Source organism: Segetibacter aerophilus (assembly GCF_007991655.1).
GTDB lineage: Bacteria > Bacteroidota > Bacteroidia > Chitinophagales > Chitinophagaceae > Segetibacter > Segetibacter aerophilus.
On sequence record NZ_BJYT01000015.1, the window covers coordinates 1 to 22959 of the forward strand.

A 22959-nucleotide genomic window follows, 5' to 3' on the forward strand; every position below is an offset into this window, starting at 1 on the left:
AAACCTACATCATTACAACAACTCCGCCAATTACCCTGTCAGGATTTGCTACTGTATCCTATCTTAATCCGCTTAATATATCAAGTCACACAGGTCAAAAGCCTCAGGCCAAAACTTGGAAATTTGCAGGAAAATGGTGGGCGGCTTTAGCTACAGATCAGGGAACAAAAATATTTAAACTGGTTGGGAGCGACTGGACAGACATAATAACACTCTCTACTGCGACCAATACTAAATGTGATGTTAGGGTAGTAGGTGATGTAGTTCATTTATTGCTTTTTAGAACAAGTACTTCTTATGTCGTATCTGTCGAGTATGATCCTGCTACCGATAAGTATAAGTTATGGTCAAAACGTAACTCAAAAGCAAGTATCACTTTTGAGACAGGCACTGAAACCGCTACGATAGACATGGATGCCTCTGGCAGAATGTGGATAGCTTCTGATGGTGATACTGATATTAGAGTACGGTACAGCGATTTCCCCTACGGAACATGGAGTGCCCCCATCATTCTAGCTACGGGAGTTACGGTAGACGACATTTGTTCCATTACTACTCTAAATAACGGAAAAATAGGGCTATTCTGGAGTAACCAAAACACCCAACGATTTGGTTTCAGAACACATATGGATGGCGATAGTCCTTCCACCTGGTCTGCCGATGAAAATCCCGCTTCTCAATCAGCTTTAAGTGTAGGACACGGTTTCTCTGATGATCACTTGCAGCTGATGCTTGCCAGTGATGGTACTTTATATGTTGCTATGAAAACCAGTTATGACACAGACGGCTACCCAAAAATAGGGCTGTTAGTACGTCGTCCTGTAGGTACCTGGGATAATTTGTACCCTGTTACTACTAACTTGGTTGGTACACGGCCTATGGTTATTCTAAATGAGTCTATAGGCAAGGTAAAAGTTCTGTATACTTCACTGGAAGGCGGAGGTGATATTCTTTATAAAGAAGCTCTCATTTCGGATCTTACAAATTTCAGCCAGCAATTTACGTTGTTCAACGGCAACTACAATTACCTTACAAGTACTCACCAGACTTACAATCCGGAAATTGCCGTGATCGTTACTGATCAGAGTGCAACACAACTTAGGGCAGCAGGATTTTTAGGTAGCGATGCTGGCACATCTTCAAGTACAAGTATTACATCCTCACCTTTTATGAAAGCAACTGCTATCGACTCTGCCAATAAAGGTGCAATTCCGAATACTGAGGAGACTTCTTTTCGTGTTTATCCTAATCCTGTTTCTACAAATGCCACTGTACAATTTAGTCTAGTAGAACAAGGTAAGTATCACATAAGTTTATATACTACGAGTGGAGTAGCATTGTCAGTATTAAGTGAAGGGTGGTCAGAAGCCCACAAAACACAAACAATAACAATAAATTGCTCTAATTTAAACCCGGGTATGTATTTATTGAGGTTAAAAACTAACAATTATACGACTAGTCAAAAGCTTATAGTAAGATAGGCTTTGCAGCAAAGGATAATGGTTGAAAGAATATAGTAGAATTAGAAAGCAGAAAGGGATAGAAGTTCAGTATTTTGATACTTCTATCCCCTTTTTGGAGTAATGAAAAGATTTATAAACTAAATTCTATTTGGCAATAGTAAAACTTATACTCTTAGAATTTCCGGGAGTGCTTGTACCGTTTACCAAACTGTTAGGTATCGAGGTTAATGTATAACTACCTGGAGTTGAAAGGAAATAATCTTCATGGTAATAGTTTCCCTTGCCGTCATCACCAAATAAAGCATACGGAGCACGACTGTCTTTGTAATTATAATATTTCTTGCCGCTTAAAGCAAAATTTACGCTGCTAACAGTAGTTCCACTTGTGTTTGCCCTAATATTTACTTTGCTTATACCCAAGGCCTTCAAACTGTAAGTAGCTCCATCAGTTATAACTGCAACATCTTTATCAGTTCCTGCATTAACTAGAGTATAACTAACAATTTGAGAGATCGAAGGAGTTTCAGGACCTGCAGTAGTTTCAGAACCTGCAGTAGTTTCAGAACCTCCATTAGAAGAAGACGATGATGGTGTCATATCAGCTAAAGTAGCACTGGAATTGCCTACTTTTATGTTGTCAAAATAAAGCACCCTACTATCGCGGACCGAAGTTTTATTTAGAAACGAGGCCTTATAAAGGCCCAACTTCCATTTCGGATATTGAAGGTGCATATTTCTGCCGGGGATGGTGTGAATTTTAACTCCATCTCGCCATACCTCAATTAGGCCATCACTTCCAGTTGAATGAATGATGTGAAAAGTAAATTGGTGCCAAGAGTCTTTCGAGATAGTTACAAACGAAGTAGGGGAACCAGTTGTTGAGGCGACCCCGGAAGCTTCATTTAAGCGGAAAAGGTCGTACTTTTTTAACGTTGAAGAGCCGGCCTCTGGGCATACTTCAAGGTACGCCTTATCTTTTTCTGCCCGCACACTTGTCTCGTCACTTCCGTCTTCATACCACTGTGTGATACATTCTCTTTCAGCATCATACTCCATTCCAACGGAGGGAAAATATAGGGCGTATGAATACCACATTTCTTTAGTAAACCGGGTATCGGTCGTTCCCTTAAAAATAGAAACCTCCGATCGTACCTTTTGAGATGATCCTACCAAAGGTTGGTCTTTTCGGATTTCGAATCGCACAGCTTTTAAACCCTGAAACACCGGATTGTCAACATACTGTAAAGCATAATCAAGACCACAATTTTCTATTCCAACTACGGTTGAAAACGGAGTACTCCCTTCAAAGGTTTCTTCGTAAAGTATACTGGAATTTACAGATACATTAGAAGTTGCCGAAGCAGCATTAAGACCAGCGGTGGGATTAAGCTGAGATGACAGATCATCGTTCAGCTCCTTTTTACAGGAAGAAAGTTCAAACAATAAAAACATGGAACAAAAAGTAATAGTTCCTTTTGAAAACAGATTTTTTCGATTCATCAATTTGGTTTTGTCTACAAATAATTTCAAGGCAATTACATTAAAGAAGGTCTACCAATTCAAACCATTACTTTTTTAGTAAAAACACTTTTCCTCATTTTTTGAATTAATAATTTATTTTTAAGATCTGCTGCCCAGCCAATCTTGTGCCAATGTTTTATCTCCTTACCACGAAAATTGTAAAATCATGTTAAAGGAAAACTTGTACTTTTTTCTCTTGGCTACAGGACCACTTTAATAAATAGTTGCTGCTAGGTCAAAAGAACTCAGAACAGTTTTCAACAAAAACAATAAATGATGAGTGATACCGCTTCTGCTTTAAATGTAAAAATTTAAACTTATTTCTGTTTTCCAGTAAAGGGGTTAGTTAACCAACAAAAAGTTTTCCCACAGATCCTTTTCATATAATTTTAAGTCTACAGGAGTGAAGAAAATTTGTATTTCTGGAGCAGGAACATGTGTTCTCATTTATCTAGAAGTTTCCAATACAAGAATTAGAAGTAGGTGATACTAAAGTAAAAAGCGACGGAGAAAGCAGGCTTTTTATCTTCTCTTAACGGACACAAGTATAGTGCGGTAAATAGGTAACTAGTAGCACGATTAAATGAGGCAATTACCTTACTCGCAGAAGTGAGGTAAAATGCTGTTGATGTTGTTTAGAAATAAAAGAGGGAATAAAAGGTTGGTAACTTGCCAAGCTTTTATTCCCTTTTTTTATAACCTCGATTAAAGGATCTATTTTAATTATTAGCTCGTGAACAAAAGCGTAATGATTTACGAGGAGTAGTAATTGTTGTTGATGTTGTCCTTTTTCAATTAGAAGACATCATGCTCGATAAGTTAGCGTCAGTGTTTCCAACTTTGATGTCGTCGAAGTAAATTACTCTTGAGTTTGATAAAGAGGATTTGTGTAAAAAAGAGGCTTTATAAAGCCCCAATTTCCACTTTGGATACTTCAGATGCATATTCCTACCAATAATATTATGAATTTTAAGACCGTCCCGCCAAACTTCAATTAATCCATCGCTGCCTTTAGAATGAATAAAATGAAAAACAAATTGATGCCATGAATCTTTGGGAATATTCACAAATGATGTTAGAGAAGCAGTTGAAGCACCTAAATTTGAAGTAATGCTTGTTCCAAACAAATCATATTTTGTTAGAGTTGTAGAACCAAGAGGAGGGCATACTTCAAGGAAGGCTTTGTTTTTTTCATTACGGATGGAAGTTTCATCACTTCCATCCTCATACCATTGTGTAATACATTCTCTTTTCGTATCAAACTCCATCCCTTTGGAGGGAAAGTATACTGCATACGAATACCACATTTCTCTGGAAGCCCTAACAATCGCCACTTCAGAACGCACTTTCTGAGATGAACCTACAAGGGGCTGATCTTTTTTTATTTCAAATCGCACAGCCTTGGAACCGTTAAAAACTGGACTGGAAACAAATTGCATTGCGTAATCTAGCCCACAGTTTTCTATACCAACAGCCGTTGAAAAAGGATGCACTCCTTCAAAAGTTTCGGCAAAAACTATCTCTTTTTCGTCACCTGAAACATTATAATTGTGACTTTCTTTAAGAATTGTTGAATCATACTCTAAAAATGAAGTTGTTAACAGGAGCGCGCTTGCTATTATTGATAAGTAAACATTACTTTTCATACAAACTGAATTTTTAGTCCACAGGGGTGACAAATAAAAAAAGCATTTGTCTTATAAGATAAAAAATTTTTTAAAAATCTCACAGTAGGTGATATTTTAAATAATCTTAGGCGTTCTGTCGGGATCGCACTTTTTGTGTTGCCTATTGATGTGTTACTCGTATATTCATTATTGAAGGCTGACGTCAAAAGCTTTAAGACAATCGCGCTCTTAAAATGTTGCCTTAAATGCAGGTCTTAATTGGTTACTATAATCGAACCATTGAACTAAAACTATATGTTAAACAGACCATTTAGGGTAATTGGATGTCTGGCTTTAGTTGCAGAGTTAATCTCTATCCCTCTAAAAATGTTTGACGTTGTTAATTGGTCTTGGATCTGGATTTTAAGCCCCTGGTGGATATGGACCTTACTTGTGATGCTTGCTATTCTTTTAGAATTACTCCTCAAAAATATTAAGAAGTAAAATACTGATTCTTTTAAAAATATTTTCGAAACTGTAAGGTTCCGATATTGCATCGAATGGTTTTAGAATGGCTTTCGGTCAATAGCTACACTATAAACGCAGAAACAAGATTAGTCAACTTAAAAAAATTATTATCAACGAATTAGTGAAATTCCAAGATCTGACTTGAATCTGAATTTTAGCGAACAAAACGTAGCGAAAACTCAATATTCCGGTTCATTATAAAACTCTTTTCGATCCTTGAGAAGATGATCGAAATGGTTCCAAGTAGTATTTACAACCATTTTAAATTGCCGTGAATATTTGTGGGCGACCTTGCGCACCGGCAGTAGAAAGAAAATAATTGCTGGTATTGAAGTGGTGATAGTGGCAACAGGTTTTCCAATTCCTCAATAGGCGCGTATAATTTTTAAACGAAAGGGCTGCTATTGATCTAGCAGCCCTTTTCGTACCTTGGAAAATCCATTAATAAAACATTCAAACCAAGCAGTACTTACATCACATACCTTTTCTTCTTTTTATTCTGCTGCTTCATTATCAAAACTGCTGCACCTGCAATGGCGACACCTATTGCAACATTTTTAACCAACGACTTCCTGTTGTATTTCCACTCTGCTTGCCATCCTCGCTCGGCAAAAGGATTGGGTACAATACCGTGCTTCAGGTCATCAATATAACCTTCAATTACATTCACCCTATCTGCTAATACCAGCGGCACCCAATGCAGATAGGTAGATTCGCTGTATTTAAAAGCCCAACGTCGTATTGCTCCACTTATTCCTGTCGGCGGTGTTGAGGTTCCAAATACGCGGGAAACACCAGGTCGTTCAATAGAATGCAGCACTTCAACGTCAATGGGTTGTTGTGTTGGTTTATCATAGTTGAATCGCTGGTAATCCGCACCGTTCCAATTTTTCATTGGGTAGGTAGGATCATTCTCAGGATTAGCATCTATACCCCAACCAGGTATATGGTCTTTCGGGCTATTTGCAATGTTTCGGTCGTTGTCAGCTTCTATGGCTTTATCTGGTTCTGGCTTATTTCTATTTTCCATAATAATTAATTTTATGCTCTTGCATGTGGTGGAATAAGAACTGGTTTAATACAATTATCACGTTTTGCAGAAAAGATATGATAGCCTTCTGCCACTTCCTCTAATGGAAGGCGATGAGAAATAATTGCTTTCGGATTTAGCCTTCCCGACATAACATGGTCGATCAGGGTGGGAAGAAGACGCTTTACTGATGCCTGGTTCGCGCGTATGGTAATCCCTTTGTTTACAACATTACCAATGGGAACCAGCGTATCTAAAGGACCGTATACACCAACTATCGAAACTATACCTCCTTTTTTCACTGAGTTAATCGCCCAATGGAGCGCCGTAGCTGAGCCTCCGGTAAGAGGTAACTTGCGACCAACAAGACTTTGGAAAGCATCGCCAGCAGCATCACAGCCAACAGCATCAATGCATACATCCGCTCCAAACCATCCGGTTGTTTTCTTCAAAAACACCACCACATCTCCCAATTCTTTAAAGTTGTATGCTTCGCACTGCGCATAATTTCTTACGAATTCAAGGCGATAGTCTATGTGGTCAATGACAATAACACGACCTGCACCAAATAGCCATGCACATTTTGCAGCCATAATACCTACGGGCCCAGCCCCGAAAACTACTACCGTATCGCCTTTTTGAATGCCACCCATTTCGGCCGCCTGGTAGCCGGTAGGAACGACGTCCGTTAACAAAACGGCGTCGTCAAGGTCCATACCCTGCGGTATGATGGTAGGTCCAACATTAGCGTAAGGAACGCGGACGTATTCTGCCTGTCCGCCGTCGTAGCCTCCGGCTGTGTGCGAGTAACCATAGATGCCCGCTACCGCTGTTGCCTGCGGGTTTGACTCATGACAGTTTCCAAATAATTGCTGTTGGCAGAACGGGCAGGCGCCACACGCAATATTAAATGGCACCATTACATGATCACCTACTTTTAAATTTGTTACGGCTGATCCGAGTTCTTCCACGACACCTGTAAACTCATGGCCGAACGTCATCCCTACCCGGGTATCCGGCACAAGACCGTGATATAAGTGCAGGTCTGATCCGCAGATACAAGAACGGGTAACCCGAACGATTGCATCTTGAGGATGTTTGATTTCGGGATACGGACGATTTCGATCCGCCCTGACTCTAAATGGTCCGCGGAAGTTCATTGCTAACATAGATTGTCTCCTTTTTTTTAAATGATTACAACTTTGTTTCGTTTCTGACTGAAAAGCAATTGATTAATAGTCTTTATTCGATTTACAAAAAGATGCCCATAAAGAATGATACTAAGGGTTTAGTAAGATCGGAGATAGTTGTTTTTTGTAACTATTTGTTTTTGTGCGCATTATATTAATCTTATAAAAGATACTTTAATTTTTTTCATAAGTAGTTCCGCTGGAAGTACCTGCGGCGCCCCTGCTCACGTGTATTGTTTTCCCCTTTTAATTCGAGGATTTTCGCAGGTATCGTTTTTGAAATTTCGATCTTCCGGTTTTTGCTCCCAGGGTTGGGTCTGGATAAACGACCGTATCAATTCAAAGAGCCTGACGAGCTTGTAGAACAGGACACCTGCAATTATCTTCCTTTATATTTGCGGTCTTTAAAGGAGCTATTTTAAGAATTGACACTTATGAACGAGCAGCACAATTTGCAAGACTTTACTGACTTATCAAGAGATCACAGCGGATTTGATTTGGTTATTATTGGCGGTGGTCCTATCGGTTTGAACTGCGGGTTGGAAGCAAAAAAAGCCGGATTGAGTTATGTAATTTTGGAGAAAGGAGCTTTGGTCAATTCTTTATATAATTATCCAATAAACATGACCTTCTTCTCGACCAGTGAAAGGTTAGAAATTGGAGGCGTTCCTTTTGTAAGTAACAATCCCAAACCAACTCGTCCGGAAGCGCTTGAATATTACAGGAGAGTGGCAATATCAGGAGGATTACATGTTAAGCTGTTTGAAGAAGTATTGAAGGTTGAAAGAAAAAATGAAGGTTTTTCCGTAATCACCACAAAGCAAAACTACACTGCAAAAAATATTATAATAGCTACCGGCTTTTATGATATTCCATATTTACTCGACGTACCCGGAGAAGATTTGCCCAAGGTAAAGCACTACTACAAAGACCCTCATTATTATGCCTTTCAAAAGGTTGTGACTGTCGGCGCAGCAAATTCTGCCATCGATGTTGCCCTTGAAACATGGCGAAAAGGTGCAGAAGTTACGATGGTTATTAAGGGTGATAAAATAAGTGACCGTGTAAAATATTGGGTAAAACCCGATATCGATAACAGGATTGCCGAAGGTTCGATTAAAGCATACTTCAACTCATCGATAGCCGAAATAAGGGAACATGAAGTTGATATCAATACGCCTGAAGGTTTAGTAACCATCCAAAACGATTGGGTGCTGGCAATGACAGGCTATCAGCCCAACATGAAATTTTTAAGAGATGTTGGAATTGAACTTTCTGACGACGCTGTTCTATGCCCAACCATTAACGAAGAAACGCAGGAAACCAATGTAAGGGGTGTTTACCTCGCAGGGGTAATTTGTGGTGGCATGAACACGCACCGGTTATTCATTGAGAATTCCCGGGTACACGCAGAAAAAATTGTAAAAGATATTGTTGGAAAGAAATGACCCTTTAGCAGCCTAAGCGTCGGCTAAAATTCCGCCATTACACCTACATACGTTTGCGGAGTTATTTTCCTCAGTTCTACTTTCACGCCCTCATTAATACCCAACGTTTCGATAAACTCCTTTATGTCGTTTTTAGTTATAGAAGTTTTACCCCTCGTTAGTTCTTTCAACGCCTCATATGGTTGAGGATAATTTTCACGGCGAAGAATAGTCTGAATAGCCTCGGCAACCACGGCCCAATTCTGCTCGAGGTCTTCGTTTATTTTAGCCTCATTCAACAACAGCTTGCCTAGGCCCTTTTCAATAGATTTTATTGCAATTAAAGTATGAGCTACCGGAACGCCGAGGTTACGCAAAACAGTGCTGTCCGTTAGGTCTCGCTGCAAGCGGCTTATGGGAAGCTTCGCTGAAAGATGCTCAAGCAAAGCATTTGCAACTCCAAGGTTTCCTTCTGCATTTTCAAAATCTATGGGATTTACTTTATGTGGCATTGCGCTGCTGCCGACTTCGCCTTGCTTTGTTTTCTGCTTGAAATATTCCATACTGATATACGTCCACGCATCACGGCAAAAATCGACAAGAATATTGTTGATGCGTTTAACGCAGTCAAAATGTGCAGCCAAATTATCGTAATGTTCTATTTGAGTTGTAAACTGCATTCTTTGCAAATCAAGCACATCTTCCACAAATTGATTTCCTAATTCTATCCAGTTTCTTTCAGGATAAGCAACATGATGCGCGTTAAAATTTCCAGTTGCTCCGCCAAATTTTGCCGCATACGGAATATGTGAAAAGAGGTTTACCTGATTTTGCAGCCTTTCTACAAAAACCATTAATTCCTTGCCTAATGAAGTAGGCGATGCAGGCTGCCCATGAGTCTTGGCCAGCATCGGAATTTCTTTCCACTGCACTGCCAGCTCCTTCAAACTTTTTTGTAGGTTAACAATGGCAGGCAAATATTCGTGTTCTATACAGGCTTTCCAGCCCAAGGGAATGGCAGTATTATTAATGTCTTGCGAGGTAAGTCCGAAGTGGATCCATTCTTTTAAATTGCCTCCACCTGCATCTTCAAGTTTTTCTTTCAGAAAATATTCAACAGCCTTCACATCGTGGTTTGTAACTTTTTCTATGTCTTTTATTTTTTCTGCATTTTCCAAGGAAAATGTATCCGCCACCTTTTGAAACTGTTGACGGCATGTGAGATCTAATTCAAAAAAGTTATTGTCGGCAAGGAAGAAAAAATATTGAACTTCAACCAGTACCCGGTATTTCATCAACGCGTATTCACTAAAATATTCATCTAAAAATTCTACTTGTTTTCTATATCGTCCGTCAATGGGAGAGATGGCTGTAAGATTGGATAATTCCATTTATTTGTAGTGGTAGTTTTTATTAAGCTATTATTTTAGGTTACCAGCGCTTGCAATACTATTCATCTTTTCTTGCGTCGCACACTGCATCAGTTTGGAAAGGTTTGAACAGTTTTTAGTGAAATTTTCAAATTTGGCAAGAACTTACTGTCTGATGTCTTTATCAAATGTCGACCGTTCCATCTTTAACAGTCGCCAGTCAAACCTTAACCGAAAATCATTTTCCTTTGCAGCTCAAAATTAGATGAATTGGATAAGACTGTAAAGGTAGGAGCTGTAAGTTATTTGAATACGAAACCATTGATGTACGCTTTTAAGCACGGACTAAGGATAGAAGGGATGGAGATTGTAGAAGAGTATCCGGCTAAAATAGCGTCAATGTTACTGAGCAATGAGATTGATGTGGGACTGGTGCCAGTAGCAATTATTCCAAAGTTAAAAGAACATTATATCATTAGTAATTACTGCATCGGGGCGGAGCAGGAAGTTGCATCAGTATGTCTTTTTAGCGAAGTGCCAATTGAGCAAATTGAAAAAGTTATACTCGATTATCAAAGCAAAACATCGGTGGCTCTTGCAAGAGTTTTAATAGAGCATTATTGGAAATTGCCTGTAATATTTGAAGAAGCAGGCATTAATTTTAGGGACGAAATAAAAGGCACAACAGCCGCAGTTGTAATAGGAGACAGGGCTTTTGAGCAAAGAAAAATATCAGCTTTCAACTACGACCTTGCAGCTGCTTGGATTGATTTTACCGGACTTCCGTTTGTCTTTGCTGCCTGGGTTTCTAATAAGCAATTACCTGAAGACTTTATCCTCCAGTTTAATGAAGCAAATAAAAAAGGGCTTCAAAACATAGATGCTGTAGTTAGTGAGAATAGTTCGCCTAATTACGACTTAAAAAAATATTATACAGAAAATATTAGTTACGAACTGACAGCTGGTAAGAGGCAAGGTTTGGAGAAATTTTTAAGGTTTTTGCCGAAACCCTAATATGTGTTGGATCAATCTAACAAGTGCTACCTCATCCAATCCGCAACAGATGCGCGCCGGAAGTTACTGGGGAACATTCAATACCAAAGTCTTGCTTCAACCTTTTTTAGATAATTTAAAGTGCTTTCTTTTAGCCTTGTTCTTTGCTCTTTTTGGGGAATGTCAAAAACTTGTTTCCAACCCGTAAGCCATCCCTTAATATCAAAACTTGTTTTTGATAAGTACTCGAACGACCACATAAGGGCGGTAGAGTAGAAGTATGTTTTTGGTAAATATCGGTAAGCCACTTTTGTTTTATTCACCCACATCATTCGCTGTTTGTCGCTGCGTGGCTTTCGTCCTAATGGGCTTTCCTTATGAAGCATGACTATGGAGCTATCGTATTTTATGCAGTAGCCATTGTCAAGAATACGGTAGCTAAGGTCATATTCTTCCATTCCATAAAAAAATTCTGCAGGCAATTGTCCTGCCTCGTCTAATATTTTTCTTTTAATAGCGTGGGCTCCACCCGCAAAGAAATACGTGAAGAACTCGCTTTTATCTTTGTATTGCTCAAACTGCTTATGAGGCAATCCATTCTTCTGCATTTCAAGAGAGTCATAATATAAAATCTTAAAAGAAACGATCGCAACAGGACGGTTCTCGAAACCAGGCCTTTGAAAAGCATTTAAAACGTTAACCAATGAGTCTTCCCCTTGTAGCACTGCATCGTCGTCAAGAAAAATAATAATTTCACCTTTACTGTATTGCAAAGCAAAATTTCTTCCCTTCGTTACACCTAAGTTTTCCTTTGCTTCGATATATACAATGGGAAGATTTGAATCTTTAAAATCTCTTACATCATCGTAGTCTTCAGTTGAGGCATTGTTCACTACAATCACATCCTGCAACAACTCGCTAGCCCGATGTAACTTGCTTATGTTTTGCAACAACTCAAGTGCATCTTTAGGCCTGTTGTAAGTTATAATAATGAAGCTGAGAGGTTTCAAGAGAGATTGTTTCTTAACTGATCAAATAGTTGCCGGTACTTTTTATCAAACGCTTCTAAGCTGAAATTTTCATACGCATATTTCCTGTTGTTTTCTCCCATTTGCAATAAAAGTCCTTTTTCTTTTGAAAGTAAGGAAAGAAATTTTACTCCTTCCTCAACTATCAATGCTTCATCCCAAATGGAAGAAAATAAAAAGCCATTCTCATGAGGTTTTACATGGATCGGAATGTCTCCAACGGGAGTGGCAATCACTCCACAACCATGAGACATTCCTTCTTCGATTACTAAAGGGAAACCTTCGGTATAAGACGTGATTATTACTAGATGGGCTTTGCTATAGACTTCGTCAATTTTTTTCTGGTCAACAAGATGACCTAGTATTGTGCAAAAGGATCTAAGCGAGGGAGAAATTGCTTCCCGTACATCTCCCATAAAAAGAAATTCAACAGGTAGCGCTTCTTGTGCTGAACGCACTGCTATTTTCGCTACCAGGTTGACCCTTTTTTCTTCGGTTCCTCGCCCGGCGTATAATACTTTAATTGTTTCAGTGACATCTTTTTGTTTTTTCGATAACGGCAATGGAATACCGTTTACTATGTGTTGTATTCTCGCTTTATATACATCCGGTACTTTCAATTTTTTATATTGCTTCAGATGGTCGTCAATTCTTACCTGGCTAATCATAACCGTTCGAGAAATAAAAGGAAGAAATGGAATCCTGATCCAGGAAAAAGTATTGAAGGAGTGTATTAATTCTATCTGCGGAATTCGCTTTTTTATCCATGGGGAAATTTTATAGGCAAAGTTGCATTGGCCGTTAAAAATTAAGGCAGTCTTTTTTTGATTATTGATGACTCCTGAAATATAACCCCGATAAATAAGATTTAGAAAATAGAGAAACTTGTTGTCAGTATATCTTGAAATGTCTTTGATAGTTGAGCCTGACTTTACAAAATCAGCATAGAAATTTTTGTCGTGAGACGTGCGTGTAAAATAGATAATTGAATTCGGTCCTCCAGTTGCCTGTGTAACAAGCGCATGAACTTTTTCTGCGCCACCGGTGTGATAAAAAGGGAAAAAATAAAAGGTTTCGTACTCTTTCTTTAGTGGAAGCATGAACGCGATCAATCTACCAATTACAACAAAGGGATAAATAAATAAAGCCTCTAACTTTCTCTTAATTATGTAGTGCCCAAAATTCAATCTTTGACAATTGCTTTTATATGTTTACCAATTCCCATTGTTCCATCAAAAATAGTTGTAAGCAGTACCGATGACTCGAACAAACCCCATTTTCCGTGCATCGTCCTTTGCAGTAAAAATCTTTTCTTGCATTGAAATTGTTTAAAGAAAGGATTGCTTTTTCTTAAAACTGTTCCTGTTATTGAAGCTTCGTGTACCCTATATAGTAACAGCTTTTCCGGAATTTTTTCTATTACAGCTCCATCTGCAATCAATCTCAGCCACAAGTCATAGTCCTCGGTATTCTTTTGATTTTGATTGTACCTGTAAGATTTGATTAAGTCAGCTCGAAACATCACAGTAGGGTGAGCGATACAATTTGCCCAAGCCATCTTCTGTTTTATTTCGCGGCAACTTACTGTGTTTACATCTTCTTCCCAATCTCCTGTAACTTTTCCACTCTCATCTATAAAAGATATATGGCAACTAACAACAGAAGTTGAAAGGTTTTTTTCAAGCCATGTAAATTGCTTTTCTAGTCGTAGTGGTACACAAATATCATCTGCATCCATTCTGACTATATACTTCCCTCTGGCTAGTTCAATTCCCCTATTTAAGGTATCAACAAGTCCTTGGTTATTTTCGTTTTTAACGTAAGTAATTCTGCTATCAATAAAAGATAAAACGACTTCTTCAGAACTGTCGTAGGAGCCGTCATTTATAATAAGCAATTCAAAATCTTGAAACGTTTGCTCTAGTAAACTGTTTATTGCCTCGCCTACATACTTTGCCGCATTATAAACCGGCAAAATGATACTAATAGCAGGTGAAGACATTGCCGTGTTTTTAGGCAGTTAAAGTTTGGGAGCAAATTCAGAAATTGTAAGAGCAAGGCAACAATAATCTTAATAAATTGAAGCTGTAAAAAAACAGCTTCTTAGAAATTAAAAAAGGCTACGCGCTTTTTGCCCTTGTATTTTTTACCTCAAAGAAAATTGCGCCGGCTAATAGCAGCAGCATAAGAAACGAGCAGATATAAGTTACTGTCCATCCAACTGCGTGACTTTTTGGTTCGAACTTAAATACGATTGTATGTTCTCCCGCCGGAACCATCATTCCCCGTAGCACATAATTCACTTTGGCGTATGGTGTTTGCTTTCCATCTACGTAAGCATTCCAGCCTATGTTGTAAAACACTTCACTAAATACAGCCAGTTGTTCAGCTGCGCTTCGGGACTTATAGGTCACCACATCGTTTTCATTTTTTACCAACTGGATACTTGCCATAGGATCTACGGTAAAACTGGCTTTTAAAACATTCGAAAAAGATTTATTGGCTACAGCAGAATCTCTTGTATTAAGGTTATCAAGCGCTGCCATTTCCTCCTTTGCATTGTCTGTAAAGCGAATACCTTTTACAAACCAAACCGGTCCCAGGTTCGTTGGTCTTGCAGGAACAGTTGTAGCATTCGGGTTTTCGATGACATACTTTGTATTAAGCATGTCTAATACATTCTGGTTATTCGGATACTTATACAACTGGTGCTCTATTAAATCCTGGTAGATGCTAAGTTTAGCTGGGTGGTAGCCACCAATTGTTTTATGATGATAAGCAGTTAAAGCGCCGCCATTGAAAGCATTCCCCACGCCATTAGATAAATCCAACACCCTGTACCAAGTCTTATCCTGTAGAATCGCCTGGTCAGCAGGAGTAGGATTGAAGGCTGCTTCATTTTCTTCCTTCTCCTGGTAGTTTTCGCTTTTTAGGTAATTGACGTCTATAGCCATAACGTCAATAAAAGAGAAAAGACCAATGACACTCATTACAACTATTGGCTTTAAAACTTTCCGTTGGTATAACCATATAGCTGCACCTGCAATAGCTATAAAGAATAACGAGCGAAAAATGTCCATCAGGAATAAGTGTTGCCTGTCATCTTTGAGCCCGTTTAACATAGAGCGAGCAGCGCTTTCAAAGGCGGCTTTTTGAGTTGGATCGGGTATCTGACCTATTTTTTGCAACAATTGAGTGTCACCATTGCTAACATAATCAAGGTTAAAGTAGATAAGAAACAACAAAACAAAAACTGCAGCTGTGGCTACAAATCCTTGTTTAATCTGCTTCTGAAGAACGGCTTTGTCCTCAACACCAAACAATATTTTTTGTAATGCTAAAATAGCAGTCATACACAGCAAAAAAGTAGGAATGACAATAGTCATGCTGGGAGCCCTGAACTTATTGTACATCGGCAGATGCTTTAATAAAAAACCATTGAAGCCAGGAAAGAAGCCGCCCCAACTCATTAAAATCGCCAATATGCAAGTTACTAGTATCCACCACTTATGCTTCGAATCCAGCACCGCAAAACCTAGTATTGCAAGGAAGCAAATAATAGCGCCAACATAAGGCGGCCCCTGTGTTCCACCAATACCACCCCAATAAAAACTTAGATTGCCCTGAAGCTGTTGACCAAGTTGCTGCGGCATCGCCTGCAGCGCCTCGATAGCTTTCGACTTGCTTTCATCCAACTCTAGATTGTTGCTGCTTCCGCCAAACATTCGCGGAATAAGCATTACAAAAGGCTCGCTCTTATACATACTGTAGTCGAACGCATACTCCTCGTTAAGTCCCTTTTTACCGATATTGCTTTTTGCGTCTGCCAGCTCACTTCCACCCCTTATCGTAGCCTCAGTATATTCGTAATTTGGAAAAAGAACCACTGCGTTAGATAACGCCCCAACTACTCCCGCAAAAAGTGTTATTGCCCCAGCTAATAATAAATGTTTATACTCTCTGTTTCTTATCCAATTGATCGAATAACCAATCGTCATAATAACGGCAATGATTACTCCGTAATATGTAATTTGGTAATGGTTCTGACTTATTAATGCCCCTGTAAAAAAGGCTGTAAGCGCTGCTCCCCACCAGTATTTCTTTTCATAGATTAAAATAAGTGAAGCAATGAAACCGGGTATCAAAGCGATGGACATCATCTTTGTATCATGTCCCGCAACTATTATCACCGGGTTGTATGTAGCGTACGCATAGGCCAGCGATCCGATTACTCCAATCCATGAATTGACTCTTAACACTTGCGATAAGAAATAGAAACAAATACAAGCGAGAAAAAAGAATTGAAAGGGCTTCCCTAAAAACAATGATAGCGCTTCAGCAAAATAATAAGGTACATCGTTGTTTGTTTTACCAGCTATAAGATAACCCGGCATTCCACTAAACATACTGTTGGTCCAAAGGGGTGCTTCGCCGTGTTGCTCTTTGTACTGGTAAATGTCGTGGCTCATCCCTTTCCACTGAGTTATATCGCTCTGTTGCAACACTTTACCTTGTAGCGCAGGCTTGCAATAAAATAAAGCTACAACCAGGAAAATACCAATAGCAAATACATGCGGCCAAACCCTCTTCCAATCAATATTCTTCATGTTGTTATTTTATGCGGATGGCAAAATAATACTATTTTACACGAAATTATTTCATGCGTGTCCTTTTATTTCTTGCAAGGGTCGCATTCATTTGCAACCTGTTCTTTGTTTTATGTTTACTAATTCGGCACACGCATTTTACAATTCCGGAAGGTGCCACAGGTTTTGTTGTGATCGTAGGATGGGTTATGTCAGTCTTCTTTAATTTGATTTTTGCTGTTTATGCCGTTTGGATGTTTGCTGCAAAAAAAGCTTTATTGGTTCCTGTATGGTTGGTAAGCCTTAATCTCATTTGTTTCTCAACTCAAATTGTTTATCGAATACTTTCGCCAGAATGATAGAAAAAATTATAAAAGACAAGCCGACAAAACTTTTTGTTGTCATCACCGCTTTTTTTGTTGCAAATGCTTTAATAGCAGAATGTATAGGTGGAAAAATATTTTCCCTTGAAAAATTGCTTGGACTACAACCTGCCAACCTTACCATTTTTGGCGAGAGCGGGTTATCATTCAATCTTTCTTGCGGTGTGTTGCTGTGGCCACTTGAGTTTATCATAACAGATATTGTTAACGAGTTCTACGGTCCCAAAGCCGTTAAGAGAATTTCTTACATTGCCGTAGCGTTGATCTCTTATGCTTTTTTCATTTTCTACCTTGCCATTCATTTTCCCCCCGCTGATTTTTGGATTGGCAGTGGCAGTCCAAATCATATTCCTAACATGAACGATGCGTTTAACTCCATCTTTGGCCAAGGCATGTGGATTATTGTTGCAAGCATCATTGCATTCCTCGTAAGTCAATTGGTTGATGTGACCATCTTTCACAAAATAAAAAAAGTAACGGGCGAGAAAAAAGTGTGGCTCAGGGCAACTGGTTCAACTGTAATTTCTCAGCTTGTTGATAGTTTCATTGTAGTATTTATCGCTTTCAAAATAGGCAAGGGGTGGAGCTGGCCAACTGTGCTCTCCATCTCCTTACTGGGTTATAGTTATAAGTTTTTAGTAGCTGTTTTGATGACTCCCGTAATATATTTTGTTGAAGCCCGGATAGCAAATTATGTAGGAAGCGAAACAGCAAGACAGATGAGATTGTCGGCGATGAATAATGATTGAGTGGGCTGTAATTAGCAATTAGGAATGAATAGTGAATAATTAATAATGAATAGTGAATAATTAGATGGTGTCTTTGTTACAAACAGTATAATTTCTATTGGGCTTTAGTTGCGTCGCACTCTTGTACTTTGGACTTTTTGAGGTGCTTTTATCATTTTTTGTTCATCTGTTTTTACTCCACCTGCTTGCCGTTTTCTAGTTTTATAAAGTGAGTTACACATGCAGGAATTTCATCAGCGTAATGCGAGACATAAATAAGCGTTTTGTTTCCGGCAACGCAAATAGCATTAATTATTTCTTTAAACATCAGGGTTTGCTCCTCATCTAAGCCTTGACAAGGTTCATCCAAAATAAGCAGAGGCGGATTTTTTACAAGAGCACGCGCAAGCAAAACCAATCTTTGCTCGCTGTTTGATAGTTGGTTCAAAAACTTTCTTTGTAAGCTTTCTATCTTAAGTAACTGCATCCATCTAATTACAAGTGCTGATTGTTGTTGATTTATTTTTCTAAAAAGTCCTATCGTATCAAATAACCCTGACGCAACTACGTCGAAACAATTTGTTCCCTTTTCAAAGTATAAGTGTAGTTCAGGTGAAACAAACCCGGTCTTCTTTTTAATATCCCAGATGCTTTCTCCGCTTCCACGCTTTCTATCAAATAGATAAATATCATTCGCGTAAGCTTGTGGGTTGTCTGCATTCACCAGGCTTAGAAGGGTAGACTTACCTGATCCATTTGGCCCCGACAACGACCATCGTTCGCCGTTTTTAACTTCCCAGTTTATATTGTCTAGAATCTTATGGTCGTACTCAATATTTACATCTTTCATCTTTACCGCAAGTTCAAAAGATGCATGTTTATTATTTAAAGTAAGCTGTCGCAATAATTCATGATCAAATGACACTTTTGCTTTCGTAGCATGAGTATCATTCCATTCAACTGCATTTACTGGTTCAGTAATGTATGAACCATCTTTTGAAAGAAACAGAACATTGGTTATAAAAAAAGGCAGGTGAGTAGCAGATGTAACCAGGATAATATGAATCCCTTTTTTACCAATTTCATCTAACACTTCTTCAAGCTTTTGCCTGCTCTTTACATCAAGACCTGTGAAAGGATTGTCGAGCAACAAAAATGCAGGTTGCAGCAATAGCGCTTTTACAATTTGCAGGCGTTTGTTTTCGCCATTAGATAATTGGATAAGCCTTTCTGTAAATAATTTCTTTATATTAAATAACTCAGCTAATTCATCCAAACCTTGCAACGACGACTTTGTTGCAGTAAGAGTTTTTTGTAAATCTTCTTCAACCGTGATAGCATCTTCTGCATCCTGCGAATTGAAGCGTTGCTGGTAGTAGAAATTTGTTGTGTTTGAAAGGTTTTTAAAGTGGTGCTGTTGTTCAACCAACACAATTTTTCTGGTAAGGGTAAGATTGTTTTCATGAAGCGTTACATGACCAGTAAAATGTTGTCTTCCGGTAAGAGCCTTCAATAAAGTTGTTTTACCTGAACCCGCAGGGCCAACGATGGCCCATTGTTCCCCTTGTTGTATAGAGAAACTGAGTTGATTTAGTATGGTTTGTCCGCCATGCTTTACAGTGACCGAATCTGCTTTTAAGACCTCCATCTTAGTTTGTTGAGAATGGCGAAATTAAGGTTTGTAGATACAAAGTTGTTTGAAGCATGGCATGCACAATTGTAATTATACAAGTACAAGTGAGTGACACAACGATGCTGATAGGTGATTTTCTGTCGGTAGAAAAAAGAGTAACAAAGTGCTAATGAATGGAGCGCACCTTTATCGGGATTTTTCCTTCTTTCAACATTTTCACGACTACTTTATCAATAGGCAAAGAGACAGATTCTTCTTTTAAGTCCTTCCACGCAATCCACCTGAAAACTTCAGACTCGCCTTTTGGGTCCGCTACCTGGTGTGGTTGAAAATCGAACAAAGCTGTTTTCGTAGCAAGCGGGATTGGTTCAGCTGCATACGCAAAATAATAGATGCTGATGATCTGATCGACATTATTAAAGGCCGAAATCTGGAAGAAATCTGTTGTATAAATGTGGTCGCCGATGGTTACATCAAGATTTGTTTCTTCTTTAAATTCCCGTTTCAGGCAATCCCTTGTTCCTTCGCCAAACTCCAATCCACCGCCCGGGAACTTGGTAAAATAATTACCGCGGATAAATTCATCACTCACAAGAATGCGTTTTTGACTATCTAGCAAAATGCCATAAACTCTTACATTAAACAATGCCATTACTTAGATTTTGTTTTTCTAACACGATCAAAATACTTCCAGCTTACAACGACCAGTATTATGAAAGATATGATGACCGGGATCCAAAAAGTATAGGGAGAATTTTTATAAGGGATCGGCGTATTCATGCCATAAATACTGGCGATCAGGGTAGGCACAGTCAGTATTAAGGTTAGCGTAGTTAGCCTTTTTAAGACCTCATTTTGGTTATTTGCAATAATGCTAGCAAAAGCATCTAAAGTAGAACTCAGGATATTGGTATAAATGTTAGCCATCTCCAACGCTTGAGAGTTATCGACTATTAAATCATTCAAAACTTCCCGTTCCTCTTCATTAAGGCTGAAGAAGTTTGTTCGTTCCAGTTTCATCATAAGCAACTCGTTGCTTCGAAGTGCAGTAACGAAATAGACAAGGCTTTTTTGAATCCTCACCAGTTGCAGCAGTTCTTCATTGCGATTGGCGTCGTACAGTTTTTGCTCAAGTAAGTTTCTTCGTTGGTTGATTTCTTTCAGGTAATCCATGAAGTTACTTACGACCTTTTCGAAGATCTTCAACACCATTAAATTTCTTTTGTCGGGATGTCGTTTTTGGAACGTGTTAAGAAACTTTTTGATAGCCCCGTTATCAAAAGAGTTTACAGTTACAATGTGGTTGTGGGTTAAAATAATACAAATAGGAATGGTGATATAGAATGCATCGCTGTCGTTGAAAGAATTGTTTTCTGTAGGAGTTTTGATAACAATAAACTTGACATTGTCTTCTATCTCGTAACGCGGCCTTTCGTCTATGTCGAGAGAGTCTCTTAGAAATTCAATTGGTATGTCAAGTTCTTCACCAAGCTCAAAAAATTCTTCCTCTTTAAATGGCGGAACAAGATTAACCCAGATACCATTTTCGGGTTTGTCTATTTCTACAGTCTCGTTATTTACGTTCTTAAAATAGTGTATCATGTAGAAATGCGGTCAGTTGGTTTTTGGTAAATATAACTGATCAAAAAAATTATGGAAGTTCAATTTCACCCTTGTAAACAAACATGGCGGGGCCGCAGAGCCAGACATCGGAGAAATGGTCTTTTTCATCTTTTTGAAATTCAACGGCAAGTTCTCCGCCCAACGTTTTTACCTGTACCCGATTAAAGCCGGTGTTGTGAGCACAAGCCAAAGCACTTGCCGTAACGCCTGTACCGCAACTATAAGTTTCATTTTCTACACCGCGCTCGTAGGTTCGAACGTATATGTGTGCATGTTCTATTTCAACAAAATTTACATTAATACCTTCCTGTCTGAACTTTTTGCTGTTTCGTATCCGCTTGCCTTCTTCAAACACGTTATACTTTTTTACATCGTTCACTATTTTCACGTAATGCGGTGAACCGGTGTCTACAATACAGTTGCCGTTGTCTTCATCCATCTCGTTTACATCTTTCATCTTCAGACGTATCCAACCATTGTCCCCAAAAGAAGCTTCGTGGGAGCCATCGATAGCCAGGAATAAATAGTCGGATTTCTTTATGCCCATATCGTTGGCGAACTTTACGAGGCAACGCCCGCCATTGCCACACATGGTACTTTCGCTTCCGTCGGCATTGTAGTATTTCATTTCGAAATCGTAACCTTCCAATGTGTTTAGCAGCATCAGGCCATCAGCACCGATTCCAAAGCGGCGATCGCATAAGAACTTAATTTGCTCCGTTGTTAGTCCACTATATTGTTTGTTTCTGTTATCAAGTATAACAAAATCGTTTCCTGTTCCCTGGTATTTGAAAAATTGAATGTTCATTTGTTTAAAAGCTTGCTATTATTTTCAACGCCTTTTCAATCATATTCTCCACTGCTGCGTTTCCGTCTTTGCTAAATTCTTTTTTTATCCGGTTTGCTACTATTGTGCTTAGGCTCAGGCATTGGTGCCCGAGTAATCTTCCCAGTCCGTAAATAGCACTTGTTTCCATTTCGAAATTGGTAATTCGGTGTTGACCAAAAGTAAACTCTGTAAGCCTGTCTATTAGATCCGGGTTGGTAAGGCCAAGGCGCAACACCCGTCCTTGGGGGCCATAGAAGCCTGGGCAAGTAATGGTTATGCCATGATAGAAACCTGCCACAAAATGCTTTAAAACAGCGGAACCTGCAGAACTGATATACGGGTGGGAAAAATTACTATTTAGCTGCGTGTGCGCAACAAACTGTTGAATGATTTGCATCTCTTCATCGTTGTTGTCGTGCTTGTAATAGTTCAGCAGGTTGTCGATGCCCAAACCGTGCGTTGAGACAACAATACTATCGACCGGGATATCTTCCTGCAGTGCTCCTGATGTTCCTAGGCGAATGATATTTAACCGCGTTAGGTCGGGTTTAACCGTCCTGCTTTCAAAGTCTATGTTTACAAGTGCGTCCAATTCATTAACCACAATATCTACATTATCAGGGCCAATACCCGTAGATACAACTGACAGCCTTTTACTGTTTATTGTACCCGTATGGGTTACAAATTCACGGTGCTGGCGTTTGTGTTCGATGTGGTCAAAATGTTTGCTTACTTCCTTTACACGGTCAGGATCGCCAACGGTTATTACTGTATCGGCAAGCTCTTCAGGCCTTACGTCCAAATGATAAATTGCGCCCCTGCTATTTATTATTAATTCGCTTTCAGCAATTTTTGCCATGATAATGTTTAAAGTATTTATGTGAGAACTGGTGATCCTTTTCGTTTTTTGATCCTGGCTTTTATTTATTAATGAAACATTGTTGCGTCGCATTTCGTTCGTCGCCACACCATTGGTCATCATTTATTATGTTATGAAGGGTAGTGACATAGCTATTGTAA

Annotated in this window: 18 protein-coding genes; 4 read left to right on the forward strand and 14 right to left on the reverse strand. The window is 39.0% G+C overall.

Annotated elements, in window-relative coordinates; translation table 11 throughout:
• The coding region (locus SAE01_RS17540) for a T9SS type A sorting domain-containing protein (RefSeq protein ID WP_147205100.1) at positions 1 to 1481 on the forward strand (1481 nt) is incomplete at its 5' end.
• Positions 1482 to 1607: 126 nt separating this feature from the next.
• Here SAE01_RS17540 and SAE01_RS17545 read toward each other — a convergent pair.
• From SAE01_RS17545 to SAE01_RS17560, 4 genes are all read right to left on the reverse strand, one after another.
• A complete protein-coding gene (locus SAE01_RS17545) occupies positions 1608 to 2963 on the reverse strand; it encodes a polysaccharide lyase family 20 protein (protein WP_147205101.1) in 1356 nt (451 codons plus the stop codon).
• Positions 2964 to 3775: 812 nt separating this feature from the next.
• A complete protein-coding gene (locus SAE01_RS17550) occupies positions 3776 to 4630 on the reverse strand; it encodes a polysaccharide lyase family 20 protein (protein ID WP_147205102.1) in 855 nt (284 codons plus the stop codon).
• Between the two features lie 958 nt (positions 4631 to 5588).
• The gene (locus SAE01_RS17555; protein WP_218029183.1) at positions 5589 to 6149 is read right to left on the reverse strand and encodes a hypothetical protein; all 561 of its coding nucleotides are present in this window, start codon (positions 6147 to 6149) and stop codon (positions 5589 to 5591) included.
• An 11-nt stretch (positions 6150 to 6160) separates the two neighbouring features.
• Positions 6161 to 7318 (reverse strand): zinc-dependent alcohol dehydrogenase, encoded by a 1158-nt coding sequence (locus SAE01_RS17560; protein WP_147205103.1) that lies wholly within the window; start codon positions 7316 to 7318, stop codon positions 6161 to 6163.
• Positions 7319 to 7773: 455 nt separating this feature from the next.
• On the opposite strand from SAE01_RS17560, the gene SAE01_RS17565 reads away from it, so the two are divergent.
• The gene (locus SAE01_RS17565; protein ID WP_147205104.1) at positions 7774 to 8787 is read left to right on the forward strand and encodes a YpdA family putative bacillithiol disulfide reductase; all 1014 of its coding nucleotides are present in this window, start codon (positions 7774 to 7776) and stop codon (positions 8785 to 8787) included.
• Between the two features lie 23 nt (positions 8788 to 8810).
• On the opposite strand, the gene purB is transcribed toward SAE01_RS17565, so the two are convergent.
• A complete protein-coding gene (gene purB, locus SAE01_RS17570; RefSeq protein WP_147205105.1) occupies positions 8811 to 10157 on the reverse strand; it encodes an adenylosuccinate lyase in 1347 nt (448 codons plus the stop codon).
• A gap of 249 nt (positions 10158 to 10406) precedes the next feature.
• Between purB and SAE01_RS17575 the strand changes: the two genes are divergently transcribed.
• A complete protein-coding gene (locus SAE01_RS17575; RefSeq protein ID WP_147205106.1) occupies positions 10407 to 11150 on the forward strand; it encodes a menaquinone biosynthetic enzyme MqnA/MqnD family protein in 744 nt (247 codons plus the stop codon).
• A gap of 77 nt (positions 11151 to 11227) precedes the next feature.
• On the opposite strand, the gene SAE01_RS17580 is transcribed toward SAE01_RS17575, so the two are convergent.
• The 4 genes from SAE01_RS17580 to SAE01_RS17595 form a co-directional block, all read right to left on the reverse strand.
• Complete coding sequence (locus SAE01_RS17580) at positions 11228 to 12139, reverse strand: glycosyltransferase family 2 protein (protein ID WP_147205107.1); 912 nt, start codon at positions 12137 to 12139, stop codon at positions 11228 to 11230.
• The gene (locus tag SAE01_RS17585) at positions 12136 to 13257 is read right to left on the reverse strand and encodes a glycosyltransferase family 4 protein (RefSeq protein WP_147205108.1); all 1122 of its coding nucleotides are present in this window, start codon (positions 13255 to 13257) and stop codon (positions 12136 to 12138) included. Before SAE01_RS17585 ends, SAE01_RS17580 begins: the two co-directional genes overlap by 4 nt.
• Positions 13258 to 13340: 83 nt before the next feature.
• A complete protein-coding gene (locus SAE01_RS17590) occupies positions 13341 to 14159 on the reverse strand; it encodes a glycosyltransferase family 2 protein (protein WP_147205109.1) in 819 nt (272 codons plus the stop codon).
• Between the two features lie 118 nt (positions 14160 to 14277).
• Positions 14278 to 16764 (reverse strand): YfhO family protein, encoded by a 2487-nt coding sequence (locus SAE01_RS17595; RefSeq protein ID WP_147205110.1) that lies wholly within the window; start codon positions 16762 to 16764, stop codon positions 14278 to 14280.
• A gap of 334 nt (positions 16765 to 17098) precedes the next feature.
• On the opposite strand from SAE01_RS17595, the gene SAE01_RS17600 reads away from it, so the two are divergent.
• Complete coding sequence (locus SAE01_RS17600; protein WP_147205111.1) at positions 17099 to 17875, forward strand: queuosine precursor transporter; 777 nt, start codon at positions 17099 to 17101, stop codon at positions 17873 to 17875.
• A gap of 172 nt (positions 17876 to 18047) precedes the next feature.
• On the opposite strand, the gene SAE01_RS17605 is transcribed toward SAE01_RS17600, so the two are convergent.
• The 5 genes from SAE01_RS17605 to SAE01_RS17625 all read right to left on the reverse strand — a co-directional run bounded on the left by SAE01_RS17605 (position 18048) and on the right by SAE01_RS17625 (position 22921).
• Positions 18048 to 19502 carry an ATP-binding cassette domain-containing protein gene (locus tag SAE01_RS17605; RefSeq protein WP_147205112.1) on the reverse strand — a complete coding sequence of 485 codons (1455 nt, stop codon included), beginning with the start codon at positions 19500 to 19502 and terminating at the stop codon, positions 18048 to 18050.
• 151 nt (positions 19503 to 19653) lie between these two features.
• Positions 19654 to 20139 carry an NUDIX hydrolase gene (locus tag SAE01_RS17610; RefSeq protein ID WP_170234195.1) on the reverse strand — a complete coding sequence of 162 codons (486 nt, stop codon included), beginning with the start codon at positions 20137 to 20139 and terminating at the stop codon, positions 19654 to 19656.
• Entirely contained in the window at positions 20139 to 21089 is a 951-nt protein-coding gene (locus SAE01_RS17615) for a magnesium transporter CorA family protein (RefSeq protein WP_147205113.1), read from the reverse strand. Before SAE01_RS17615 ends, SAE01_RS17610 begins: the two co-directional genes overlap by 1 nt.
• 49 nt (positions 21090 to 21138) lie before the next feature.
• On the reverse strand, positions 21139 to 21918 hold the full coding sequence (gene dapF / locus SAE01_RS17620; protein ID WP_147205114.1) for a diaminopimelate epimerase: 780 nt from the start codon (positions 21916 to 21918) through the stop codon (positions 21139 to 21141).
• 4 nt (positions 21919 to 21922) lie between these two features.
• The gene (locus SAE01_RS17625) at positions 21923 to 22921 is read right to left on the reverse strand and encodes a nucleoside phosphorylase (RefSeq protein ID WP_246113272.1); all 999 of its coding nucleotides are present in this window, start codon (positions 22919 to 22921) and stop codon (positions 21923 to 21925) included.
• Positions 22922 to 22959 lie beyond the last annotated feature (38 nt).